The 12,110-nt window shown below is 48.3% G+C and carries 12 protein-coding genes; 5 read left to right on the top strand and 7 right to left on the bottom strand.

Features of this window, described 5'->3' with window-relative positions; genetic code table 11:
• Positions 1-67 precede the first annotated feature (67 nt).
• Positions 68-580, bottom strand: coding sequence for a DUF488 domain-containing protein (locus I2I11_RS07435; protein ID WP_196267051.1), 513 nt, complete (start codon positions 578-580; stop codon positions 68-70).
• 90 nt (positions 581-670) lie between these two features.
• Here I2I11_RS07435 and I2I11_RS21540 point away from each other — a divergent pair, with 90 nt between their 5' ends.
• The 4 genes from I2I11_RS21540 (at position 671) to I2I11_RS07415 (ending at position 3,468) form a co-directional block, all read left to right on the top strand.
• Complete coding sequence (locus tag I2I11_RS21540) at positions 671-904, top strand: nucleotidyltransferase domain-containing protein (RefSeq protein WP_370582944.1); 234 nt, start codon at positions 671-673, stop codon at positions 902-904.
• 30 nt (positions 905-934) lie between these two features.
• Positions 935-1,258 (top strand): DciA family protein, encoded by a 324-nt coding sequence (locus I2I11_RS07425; protein ID WP_196267050.1) that lies wholly within the window; start codon positions 935-937, stop codon positions 1,256-1,258.
• Positions 1,259-1,321: 63 nt separating this feature from the next.
• Positions 1,322-1,876 (top strand): acyl-CoA thioesterase, encoded by a 555-nt coding sequence (locus I2I11_RS07420; RefSeq protein WP_196267049.1) that lies wholly within the window; start codon positions 1,322-1,324, stop codon positions 1,874-1,876.
• Positions 1,877-2,085: 209 nt separating this feature from the next.
• Positions 2,086-3,468 carry a M28 family peptidase gene (locus I2I11_RS07415; RefSeq protein WP_196267048.1) on the top strand — a complete coding sequence of 461 codons (1,383 nt, stop codon included), beginning with the start codon at positions 2,086-2,088 and terminating at the stop codon, positions 3,466-3,468.
• Positions 3,469-3,683: 215 nt separating this feature from the next.
• On the opposite strand, the gene I2I11_RS07410 is transcribed toward I2I11_RS07415, so the two are convergent.
• The 6 genes from I2I11_RS07410 to I2I11_RS07385 all read right to left on the bottom strand — a co-directional run bounded on the left by I2I11_RS07410 (position 3,684) and on the right by I2I11_RS07385 (position 10,075).
• On the bottom strand, positions 3,684-3,950 hold the full coding sequence (locus tag I2I11_RS07410; RefSeq protein ID WP_196267047.1) for a hypothetical protein: 267 nt from the start codon (positions 3,948-3,950) through the stop codon (positions 3,684-3,686).
• A 143-nt stretch (positions 3,951-4,093) separates the two neighbouring features.
• Entirely contained in the window at positions 4,094-4,816 is a 723-nt protein-coding gene (locus tag I2I11_RS07405) for a head GIN domain-containing protein (protein WP_196267046.1), read from the bottom strand.
• A 301-nt stretch (positions 4,817-5,117) separates the two neighbouring features.
• On the bottom strand, positions 5,118-5,303 hold the full coding sequence (locus I2I11_RS07400; RefSeq protein WP_196267045.1) for a hypothetical protein: 186 nt from the start codon (positions 5,301-5,303) through the stop codon (positions 5,118-5,120).
• A 1,002-nt stretch (positions 5,304-6,305) separates the two neighbouring features.
• Entirely contained in the window at positions 6,306-6,764 is a 459-nt protein-coding gene (locus I2I11_RS07395) for a hypothetical protein (RefSeq protein ID WP_196267044.1), read from the bottom strand.
• Between the two features lie 23 nt (positions 6,765-6,787).
• Positions 6,788-7,303, bottom strand: coding sequence for a hypothetical protein (locus I2I11_RS07390; RefSeq protein WP_196267043.1), 516 nt, complete (start codon positions 7,301-7,303; stop codon positions 6,788-6,790).
• A 129-nt stretch (positions 7,304-7,432) separates the two neighbouring features.
• Positions 7,433-10,075: a DUF3857 domain-containing protein gene (locus I2I11_RS07385; RefSeq protein ID WP_196267042.1), complete on the bottom strand. Its 2,643-nt coding sequence runs from the start codon at positions 10,073-10,075 to the stop codon at positions 7,433-7,435.
• A 161-nt stretch (positions 10,076-10,236) separates the two neighbouring features.
• On the opposite strand from I2I11_RS07385, the gene I2I11_RS07380 reads away from it, so the two are divergent.
• On the top strand, positions 10,237-12,093 hold the full coding sequence (locus I2I11_RS07380; protein ID WP_196267041.1) for an ABC transporter ATP-binding protein: 1,857 nt from the start codon (positions 10,237-10,239) through the stop codon (positions 12,091-12,093).
• The last annotated feature ends 17 nt before the right edge of the window (positions 12,094-12,110 follow it).

Genomic DNA, 12,110 nt, shown 5'->3' with positions numbered 1-12,110 from the left:
ACTTCTGCCCTGAGTGTAGATTTTATACTTGCCGGTACAGTTTCGAAGCCGTTTGCGGCGGTTATACTTACACCTGGTGTGTTTCCAGAAATGCCGATGTATAGGGATGTTCCTGCGCCACATCTTCCTTCATGATGTGCATTACGGTCCATCCTCTGGCTTTGAGGTAATCCGAGATAATGGCACGATGGCACCGCCACCATACAGCTTCCGAACACATATAGGCGGTTCGTTTTAGCTGCGCTACTTCTGTCAGCCTGGTTATAGCCTGCGCAAATGCTTCTGTTTCAGCGTAATCAGCATACCCCCTGAAGGACTCGCTCTTCCATACTGTGTTTTTTGAGTCAGGTTTTGGTTTCCTGCGGCCGCCCAGCGCTACTTCGGGCATGTAGCCGATGCCTGCTTCGGATAAGTATACTTCCAGCGCGGATACGTTAAAGTGCGGGTATTTTTTAGAGCCAGGGTAACGCCGCACATCCACCAGCACTTCTATCCGGAATGATTTCAATGCTGCTACAAATTCCTCCGGGCTTCGGGTGGAGTGCCCAAAGGTCCAGATAGTATTGTTATTTTCTGCCATATCTTTGCGGTTCAGGAAATCTGCCGTTGGAGTTTTATAACAGGTACGGCTGTTGCAGAAGTATAGCTTACGTATCATAAGCCAAACCAGATTTTCTCCCTATCTTTAGCCTTAATAACCTTATGGGAAGAAATAAAGATTGAATTAGAAGGCTTTTGGAAGCTTTGCAGAAGCCATCAGGTAAGATATCTGTATGCCTTTGGTTCTTCTGTTACAGACCGGTTTGATAAAGAAACAAGTGACATTGATTTGCTGGTAGAAATTGATGTGCCAGATCCGATAGAAAGAGGCGAAATGCTCATGTCCCTTTGGGATAAGGTCTGATATCTATTCACCCATTCAAAATTCCAACACGTGCGCTACTATAAAAAGAAAGAGGAGATTGACAGGCGCAGAGCCGACATACAGCCGATTGGCGAAAGTCTGAAGGCGCTGATGAAGGCCTACCGGCTGGATGGCAAGCTGAGCGAAATAAACATTGTGCAGAGCTGGGAGCGCATCATGGGCAAACCCATCGCCCTGAAAACGCAGGAGCTATACTTCCGCGATCACAAACTGTTTGTGCGCCTTACCTCCGCTCCGCTCAAACACGAGCTAAACATGTCGAAAAGCAAGGTGCTCGAGCTGCTCAACCGCGAAGCAGGCGAAGGAACTGTTGTAGACGTGGTATTTTTATAGACTTGTAGCTGCGCCGCAAACCATGCGTCGCCGTATAGTTGCAGATAACCATCCTTTCTCCTGATGACTACTCCCGCTTTTCGCCCTGTTTCTTACTCTCAAACTGTTCTGACTGAACTGATGATACCGAGCTACGCCAATTTCGGTGGCAAAATACATGGTGGCATCCTGCTCTCGCTGATGGACAAAGTAGCTTACGCCTGCGCTGCCAAACATGCCGGCAATTATTGCGTGACTGTAACGGTGGAAGGCGTTAACTTTTTACAGCCCGTGGAAGTAGGTGAACTGGTGTCGTTGAAGGCTTCCGTGAACTATGTGGGCAACACCTCGCTGATGGTCGGTATCCGGGTAGTAGCCGAAAACGTGAAAACAGGTGTGGTGAAGCATACCAATACCTCGTACTTTACGATGGTGGCCAAAGGCGATGATGACAAACCCGCTCAGGTTCCCGGTCTTCTGCTGGAGAGCCGTGAAGATGGCCGCCGGTTTTTGGAAGCCATCAAACGCCGTGAGCTTTCCCGCCGCTACCAGACAGAACTGGCCAACTCCAAAACCATACTTGAGGTAGACAAAGAACTGCATTTGCTGCAGCAGGAGCGTTGTAAAATAGCATTTTAGGTATTTCACGCTTCTCCCAAAAGCTAGTTCAGGGAATAGCAACTGCCAGGCTGTGATCCCTTCAAAGGGAGGAATAACAAATGGCCCGGCGTAATCTTTCCGGTGGGTACAATTCCGGCTGTGTTTTTTGCTTACACTTATGTCTGAACAATGATTTCTGAAATCTGCTTTGTATCTTTAAAATTCAGACTTACACTTTAAATCAACATATGACTTTCAAGACTACTCTCACCCGGCTGCCGGCGTTACTCCTGCTGGCAGGTTTATACTTTAGCACCAGCACCCGAAGTATGGCGCAGGAGCCTGTACGCCTCGACGATGAAATCAAGAAAATGGTAAATGAGATTTCGGCTAAAAAACTGGAAGAAGATGTGCGCAAAATGGTCAGCTTTGGCACCCGCCATACGTTGAGCACCACTACCAGCAAGAAAGAAGGCATCGGTGCAGCCCGCGAATGGGTAAAATCAGAATTTGAGAAGTATGCCCAGGCCTCAGGTGGCCGCATGGCTGTGGAAATGGATCGCTTTATTATAAAAGCAGACGGCCGCCGTGTACCGCAGGACGTGGAAATGGCCAACGTAATGGCTGTTCTGAAAGGAACCGACCCTACCGACGACCGTGTGTTTATTGTGAGCGGGCACCTCGACTCCCGCGTTTCGGATGTAATGGACGCCAAAAGCAAAGCGCCGGGCGCCAATGACGATGCATCGGGTGTAGCGATTGTAATGGAAATGGCGCGGGTGATGGCTTCGCGTAAGTTTCCGGCTACAATTATTTTTGTAGCCGTGCAGGGTGAGGAACAGGGCTTATACGGCTCTACTCACTTAGCCGAGCGCGCCAAAAAAGAGAACTGGAACCTGGTGGCGATGCTCAACAACGACATCGTAGGCAACTCTTTCTCCACCGAAACCGGCCTGCACGACAACACCCGCGTACGGGTGTTTAGTGAGGGTACGCCTGCCAATGAAACCGAAGAACAGGCACGCCTGCGCAGAACGCTGGGCTCCGACAACGACAGCCCCAGCCGTAACCTGGCCCGCTACATGGAAATGGCCGGCGAAAAGTATGTAGACCAGATAGACGTGGTGCTCGAATACCGCGCCGACCGGTTTTTGCGTGGCGGCGATCACACGCCTTTTAACAGACTGGGCTTTACAGCAGTGCGTATGAGCGAAATGAACGAGGACTTTAACCACCAGCACCAGGACCTGCGCACAGAGAACGGCACGCAATATGGCGATTTAGTTGAGTTTATGGACTTTGAGTACCTGCGCAAAAATACGGGCGTAAACCTGGCCACCATGGCCAGCCTGGCCTGGGCGCCTTATGCTCCGGAAAAAGTGGGCGTGATTACCTCGAACCTGACCAACAAAACAGATCTGAAATGGGAAGCCCCGGCCAAAGGCCAGAAACCAGCCGGTTACTATATACTGATGCGTAAAACCAGCAGCCCTACCTGGGAGCAAAAGTTTTATGTAACCGATACCAAAGCTACATTGCCTTACTCCAAAGACAACTATTTCTTCGGCGTGCAGTCAGTGGATAAGGAGAGCCATGCCAGCCTGCCGGTATTGCCCCTGCCGGTGCGTTAGTACTTTGCCAAAGTTTTTGTGCTACATGCAGAAGTATAGATGCGCACGGGAACTTTGTTTCCGGCTGATAGTTTAAAGTATATAGAAGTATAAAACCGAGGCCCGGTACTATGTAGTACCGGGCCTCGGTTTTATACTTCTATGCTGTTTGCCATAATACATAAACAGCAAAGTTGATGCAAAAGTCTTTTGCCAGGAACTCCTTCCTTCAAATATTAATCCCTGCTCACCAGCTTGTTAAAAGCGCTGTCGGGCTGGTGAAGCAGCGCCAGTTTGTTTTTGTCAAATTCTTTAAAGAACTCATCCCAGCTGATTTCCTCAAAGTTGTCATTGTCTTTGCTTTTTTCCGGAAAGTGGATGCGCAACACTCCCTCGCCTTTGCCATCGTTCTCAGTACCTTTGATAATAGCGGGCACACCGCCGTGCTCCTCGGCCCACTGCTGAATCTCTTTATGATTGGTTGTTTTCTTCGCTTCACTCATAGTTAAAGTAGGTTTTTATAGTTGATGTATAACTGTTTACCTATACGCGCAGCCACTCCGAAAAGATGAGGCCGGCGCTATAACGTAAAAAAGCAACCCTGCACAGGGTTGCTTTTTGGTTTTACGGATAAGTATATTTACGCTTACAGCTTAGAAACCCTGGCTGCTGCCGATACATTGGTATTAACCGCAGGGCTACCTTTATAGTACACGGCCGATGCACCTGAAGCATTAATATCGAGGGCATCTTTGGCGTATACTTTCACTTTGCTGGCGCCGCTGGCTCCTATCTTCACATGGTTTGCCACTAAATCAGCAGCCTCAACTTTAGAAGCGCCCGACATATCCATGTTTACCTCATCGGCCCGGCCGCTTAACTCTACTTTGCTGGCGCCGCTCATATCGGCTGTAAGTTGCTTTGTATTGAGGGCCAGTTTTACATTAGAACCGCCGCTCATATCCAAATCAAACTTATCTGCTTTAAACGTTGAGTTGCCCGTTACTTTTACGCCCCCGCTAATGTCAACACTGCGCAGTTCTTTTACCGTAATATAGGCTTTCATACCTTTGTTGGTGCTCAGGCTTTTGTCATTATAGATGTGCAGCACGCCGTTCCGCACCTCTGTTTTGATATTGTCCAGCAGGTTTTCCTCTGCTTCCAACTTTACGCCCTCCTTACTGCCCTGCGTTATTTCCACCTCAAAACCGCCACTCACCTTAATGCCATCAAAGCCTGATGCATTCCTGCTTTCCGTTTTGATGTTGCCATTGCCGCGTAGCTGCTGCGCCATCAGAGGTACACTTGCCAGCAGCAGCGACATCACAAAAACGGCAACAGTGGTGGCGTAAAATTTCACGATCTTCATAGTTTTGGGTTTATAATTTTAAAATCTGTTTTGCTCAGAGATATTCTTCCGGAACTGCTCTATGGCTAAAAGATGCAGCAATCTGAAAAAGGTTGCCTGATGTTTTAAAATTAATTTAGGAATGAGCGCTGGTAGAGGCAGTAAAGTAACCCAATTTGATAAACCAAAACCGGTAAGCTGGTATACCTGGAAGAGAAGGTGAGGGAATAATGGTTTTGTGGCAGCAGGCTGTTGCACAGCTGATTTTAGAAGTCTGCCATAGTTGCCAATGGTGTGCTGGTGTATCGGCCCCAATGAAATGCTACAAATTTTCCTTTTCAGGCTGGCTAACCCAGGCCAGTAGTGCCAGCACGATGCCTGCTATGTAAAGCAATGTCATCACCAACACACTGCCAGCGTGCCAGAATCCTGTCCGGAGGTAGTGCATCAGCACAGCCAACAGAAATACCACTACCGCAAGTATAAAGGGTTTGTAGACTTTTGCCATATTTATTTCGGAAAGCAGGATTAAAATAAAATAGCTATACTTAATTTACAGAGACATAGTTGCAAGTGTTAACTGAACATTTTACTCATCTTTGATCCGCACCTGTATTGCTTGGTAAGTGATCCCCCGGCAATATGGCCGCGCTGCAGGTATAAACAGATCAGCCGGTCAGGAACTACCAGGTATAATTTTATGAAGAATACGCCAGCATAAGAAAAGCGGGTTTGCAGCTTACATTTTTCCTTTTAAAGCCTTTGTAGCTGGTTATGTTCCTCCGATTGCATTGGAAGAAAAGCATGCTCGCGGCTTACAAACCCATATGTGTTTAACATACATTTCTACTTTCAAAACAAACCCATTAAATCAGGCAATTTTATATCGCGCTGCTATCCGGGTATATTAATTTTTCCTGCCGGGCCAAGTTCCCGGATGACTGCCCTGCCGCGCGTTATTACCTGTGCCTGCCTGCTCTTGCCTTCAAAGCACAGCGCTTTGCCTGCTGCAGCACTGCCAGCTATTGCGGTGGCAAGCTTATGTACCTCTACCTGATTTTGTACCAAATCGCAGTTCAGGATGTACTATAAGCATCCTATATTCATAAATATTTATACTTTTGTATTTTCAAGTAATGCCTTGTTAATCAGGAATATGAGCTTCATCAAAAAAGACGCCATAATAGCTATAAAATATTTCGCTGGTTCTGTTTGGTTATTTAAAACTAAACACATACTTTTGCACCCGATTTAAGCGAGGTAATTATCAGGGAAAGCTGCCAGACACTCTGCTATGGTTTATGCTACAGCGCTCTATAATTTATTAGAAATATAGGTTATGCTTAAATCAGCTTTGCAGTGTAAATTGGACAGAATCCAGCTGCAGGCCCTGAACAGGAAGAATGTCAACAGACACAAGATAAGGTTAGTTAAAGTTTAGATTAGTTTGTTTAAAGTGAGAGAAAGCCCCGCCATCTTGGCAGGGCTTTTCTCATTTGCGTACCCCATATTATACCTGCTGCATAACGGCTATCCATGCCGCCACCACCGCTACGGGTATAGCAGCAAGTATAACTTTCATCATAAGCCCCGGCGATGCAGTACCAGCTTTCCAGGAACTGCGGCCAAGTGTGTAGCGCGCGCTGACTGTTAAAGAAGCCAAAGCCAGGACAGACAGCGCAGCATGTAAAATTAAAACAGCCTGCAATACGTCTGCTCCCGGCGACCATACCCGCAACCCTATCCGCACCAGCCAGGGCACTACCGCCAGCAGGCATAGTAAAGCCAGCAGGGAGCCGGCTTTTATCCGGAAAAGTGTAAGCCACGAAGCCATCCCGAAGAGCAGCATCCCGGCTCGCAGGGCCACATCAGAATAAACTGTGTGTGGCACCGCCACGTAACCCCTGAAAAACAGGATAACGGAGGCAATAGCCACGCCGGTCAGGAAATACAGCAGGTATCTTGTCATAGCTGTATCATACTATACTTAGGCTATTTGAGATACTTTTCAGGGATGGTAAATTTTGCGCTTTCGGGGGTAAAGATTAAACTGGCAATCCACCAGCGCCCCTGATCGTACACTAACTGATAAGTATTCACGCCCCGATCTTCTATTTTGCCGTCTTTGCTGCCGGTGCGTGTTTCGTAGGTCTGGAAGGCCGTTGCGATGTTGCCGAACTGTTCTACGCGCAGTGCCAGTTGGTTCTCATAAAAGCCCAGGTTCTGATAAGCCGGCCCGTTGCGCTCGGCAAATTTCTCTGCTGTTGTAATACGTACAAAGCTGCTGTCGTCTTTAAAGAACACACCGCCAAGCTGTGCTCCAGGGAGAAACAAAGCTTTAAAAGCATCCATGTCCCGCGCCTGCCCTTTCGGTCCGGAGATAATGCGCAAGCCGGCGGCTGTTATGGCTTCTACAGAAGCAACATCCTGATGTGATATGGCAGTTGTTTGCGCCAGGCAAGTATAGCTCACGATGGAAAACAGCAGAAACAAGAGGTAGCTTTTCATACTTTAAAATAATTATTTCCGGCTGAACCGGCCTCAGATTTATTATACCTTTAATGCCTTTACCTCAGGATGATAAACCGGTTATGCTTTACGAAATAATTCCTCCGAACTGCTCCCGAAACTTTAACCTTATGCCAGTATATCTTTACTCTCCAGTTCTACAGCATCTTCTTCCAGTACGAGTGGCGCTGGATTTAGCTGCTCTACAAAAGTGGCTTTTACCCGCTGAGAATGGTAGAAGTATGGTATCCAGATAATAACAGGTACCAAAGCTTTCAGCACATCACTTGTACTATTTGTTTCATTTCCTAACGGGATACGTAGCATTGCCAGCGCGGCATACTCTGCTACAATAAACACAAAGTTAAATCCATAGAAAAGGATCATCAGCTTAGGGATGCTTGTTCTTCGCTTAAAGAAAAGGTAGATCAACAGCAGACTGAACGCCAGCAGGGCCATGTTCACGGCTATTTCGAGAACAATTATCACTGCCAGCCCGGATGAATAAGCAGCAGAACCTGCATCGAGCATAGCCGACCAGGTGCTTTTATCGAAATAGTTATTGGTTGCAATTGTGCTTATTATCCGGATTGGTGAACTTATCAGACCTATAGCTACCAGTGCTAACCAGCCGCCTATACTTTCTTTATCCAGCACACTAAAGCCTGGGGCCGGCTGCGGGTCCCAGCAGTATAGCTTGTATGCCCCGAAAGCTGCCGCACAGAAGGCAAGTATCGCAAACGCAAATGCGCTCCAGCTAAAATTACCTGATCCTGCATTTCCATTGCCAGCCACAGATTCATCATACGTAAGGCCGTAGCCCATCTGGTCCAACATGTCGTTCAGGTTCCTGAGATAGGCCGGTGTGGCTTTTGCTTCTACATAATCCTGGTGCGATTGGTACGTATAGGTCACGACCAGTTCTTTGCCGCTATGGCTATAAGCTACATCTTTTGTAAAGGTGAAGGCATCATCCTTAATCTCTTCGGTTGCATTGTCTATAGGCCAGGCGCTGGGAAGCAAAATCGTCATCTTCTCTTCTATGTGCAGCGGGTAATTCAAAGCCAGCGGCATCGTGCGCTTACTGATTTGCGGCCGTGAAAGGTATCCTTGCATTACCTGCGGATAAAAGCCACAGGCTATGATTTTGCTGTTATCTTTCTGCTTCTCCCAGAAGTTGCTGATGCTATACTTCTCGATAACCGTAAAAACGTTATTTTCTTCCTCATCCTGGTACGAGACATCCGCCATCGCCTCTATTTCCGGGTAGTTTTTGGCATAAAAATTCAGATAATCTTTTTCAATATCCTGCAAGCTGTTGGAGGCGAAGTGGCTGCGCTGGTAATCGGCCTGGGAGTCGCGGTAGTCGGTGCGTACTTCCAGTTTTACCGGCCCCTGAAGGCTATCAATATAAAACACCTCGTGCACCTGTACCTGCGGCACTTCTATTGTGGATGACGTAACATTTGCCAGACTTTTGGTTTGTGGCGCCAGTACCAGGGCTTTACCATAGTTGGGCAGGTAAATGTTTTTGTAATTGCCGCGCTGCTTGCTTAGGGTAGCATCGTACCAGTAAGTCTTGCCACCCAGCAACTTTACTTGCACAATGCAGTGGTTAAAGGCTCCCGGCGAGGGCAGAAAGTGCTGGATTTCTTTTCCATAAGTTGAATTTACCAGCGCCGGATAAGCCTCTATACCCATCTGATGCAACATAGAACTTAACAGCAGGGCTTTGTCTTTACAGTCGCCGAGGCGCTGGGAAAACACGACTGAAGGTGGCCGCGGCTTAAATCCGCCGATGCCTGCCTCCAGCCCCAGATAGCGCACCTCATCCTGTACAAACCGCAATGTTGCTTCCAGACGCGCTTCATCGCTGCCATTAGCGCTCATTATACTGTCTATTCTGGCTTGCAAAGCCTTCCCCGGATTCTCATTCAGGCTGTACATGGGCAAGGCCCACTGCGCCACTTCTTCCCACGATCTAAACTCCGAGAGGTATACCCCCGGGTATGGATCAAACCACGACGGGGTTTCGGCATCTACTTCGGTGGCAGGCAGGTTCTTCAGGTGCCAGGTATAGGTTATGTTACCATTGGCTTGAGCAATTACCGGTTTCTGCTTGGTGCGATACAGTTTGTAATTAATTTTGCGCTCCTGCGGCATCACGATGTATACCAGCAGTTCGTCCATCGGGTCATAGCCCTGCAGGTTGAATGAGTTAAAAAACTTACTCTTAAACACCGGGTTGCTGCCCTTCAGGGTGCAGGCATACTCTATCACATCTCCTACCCTGATATCATCCAGCACCAATACCGCCGTCAGGTTATCATCATAGATGTAGCGCTCCATTCCTTCCTCACGCTGCAGCACTTTTATTTTGTTCAGGTTCAGCTTATTGATTGGTTTGCCATTGCGCCATACAATTACCTTGTGGCACAGCAGCTTTTCGTAGTTCGGATCAAAGGTGAAGCGTATCTCCGAGTTATTCTGAACACCCTCCTCCGACGTAATTTTATAAATGTAGTGGAAGTATCTTTCTTCCCTGGCTACCTCAAACTGTGTGTCTTGCAGCAAAGTCAGCGAACCGCCATTTACGTGCTCCGGGTTAATGTTTGTTTCGGTGCGTAAGGGTAGTTTTTTGACCCAGGCGGGCTCAGGGGCAATACCTACCTGGCGCGGTGCTGCAAGTGCGGTTTGCTGCCACAATAGCCCTAGTAGCAATAGTAAAGTATAAACGAAGTTAATTTTTTGTAAGGGGTAAGACTCTTCCATACTATAAAGTAGATTTAATTATTCAAATATAGTAAAATATATGTATTATAAACATAATTTTACTAAATATTCTATAAAATCTTATAAAATAGTTGCTGTGGGAAGTTTTAAAACATATTACCTGTCCGGCGGTATAGAAATTGCTACGTTTAAGTACAAGTATGAGTAAGCAAACTAAAGGCGCACGGGCTGCCGCCAGCCAGCCTAATAGCGATAAGAAAAGCCTGCGCGAGCAAATGGGCGCGCTCCGGAACCTGCCGCGGTTTTTTGGCCTGATATGGAGTACGAGTAAAAGTATGACCACCGGCAACGTGCTGCTGCGGCTGGTAAAAGCGGCCCTGCCACTGGCCCTGCTGTATGTAGGCAAGCTGATTATCGACGAGGTTATTCGGCTGATTGCGCTGACTGGCGAACGCGATCTTTCTTACCTGTGGCTGCTGGTGGCTGCAGAACTGGGTCTGGGTATAGTATCAGACCTTATCAGCCGGGCTATTACGCTGCTCGACAGCCTGCTGGGCGACCTGTTCTCCAACAAAACTTCTATTGCCCTGATAGAGCACGCCGCCACGCTGGACCTGGCCCAGTTCGAGGATGCCACTTTTTACGACAAGTTGGAGCGGGCACGCCGGCAAACCGTAACGCGGGTGGTGCTCATGTCGCAGGTGCTGGCGCAGATGCAGGACATCATTTCAATTGGTTTTCTGGCAGTGGGTTTGATAGCTTTTAACCCCTGGCTTATACTGATACTGCTGGTGGCTGTTATTCCGTCGTTCCTAGGCGAAACGCACTTTAACGAACGCACTTACTCTCTGTCGCGCAGTTGGACGCCCGAGCGCCGTGAACTGGATTATCTCCGCTACATCGGCGCCTCCGACGAAACGGCCAAAGAAATCAAGACTTTTAACCTTTCCGGCTTTCTGTCCTCCCGTTTTAAGCTGCTCTCCGACCGCTATTACCTGCTTAACAAAAGCCTGATTGTGCGGCGTGCCGTGTGGGGCAGTGTGCTTTCTTTGCTGGGTACACTGGCTTACTATGGCGCCTATGTGTTCATCCTTTTCCAGACAGTAGCCGGGGTGATCACGGTTGGTACGCTTACCTTTCTGGCGGGCTCGTTCAGCAACATGCGCGGGCTGCTACAGGGCATCATGACGCGCTTTTCGCAGATAGCTGAAAGCGCTTTATACTTGCAGGACTTATTTGACTTCCTGGCACTGAAGCCACAGATTACGCCTCCGGCAAATCCGCTCCTGGTCCCGCGGCCCATACAAATAGGCTTTACTTTTGAGAATGTCGGCTTTAAGTACCACAACAGCGAACGCTGGGCAGTGCGGCATTTGTCGTTTCATTTAAAAGCCGGTGAGAAACTGGCGTTGGTAGGCGAAAACGGTGCCGGCAAAACCACACTCGTAAAGCTGCTGGCCAGATTATATGAACCTACAGAAGGCCGCATATTGCTCGATGGCATTGACCTGCGCGACTACGACCTCAACGATCTGCGCCACCAGGTAGGCATCATCTTCCAGGATTATGTAAAATTCCAGATGAGTGCTTCCGATAATATCGCTATCGGCCAAATCAGCAATATTTCAGATACAGATCGCATCCAGACCTCCGCCCATAAAAGCCTGGCTGACCTCGTGATCCAGCGCCTCCCCGACAAGTATGAACAGGTGCTGGGCAAGCGCTTCAACAACGGCGTAGAGCTGTCTGGCGGCGAGTGGCAGAAAGTAGCGCTGGCCCGTGCCTATATGCGCGAGGCCCAACTGCTGATATTGGACGAACCTACTTCAGCGCTGGATGCACGTGCCGAGCATGAGGTGTTTCTGCGTTTTTCAGAACTGATATCGGGCAAAACAGCCGTGCTTATCTCCCACCGCTTCTCTACGGTGCGTATGGCCGACAGAATCCTGTTTCTGGAGCAGGGACAGTTAAAGGAGTTCGGCTCGCATGAGGAATTACTGGCACAGAATGGCAAGTATGCGGAGCTGTTCCATTTGCAGGCGCAAGGGTATTTGTAATCTCAATTTTGATTAAG

The organism is Pontibacter rufus (assembly GCF_015694705.1).
Lineage (GTDB): Bacteria > Bacteroidota > Bacteroidia > Cytophagales > Hymenobacteraceae > Pontibacter > Pontibacter rufus.
Note: the sequence above shows the minus strand (reverse complement) of the source record. Positions and strands in the feature narration are given on the sequence as shown.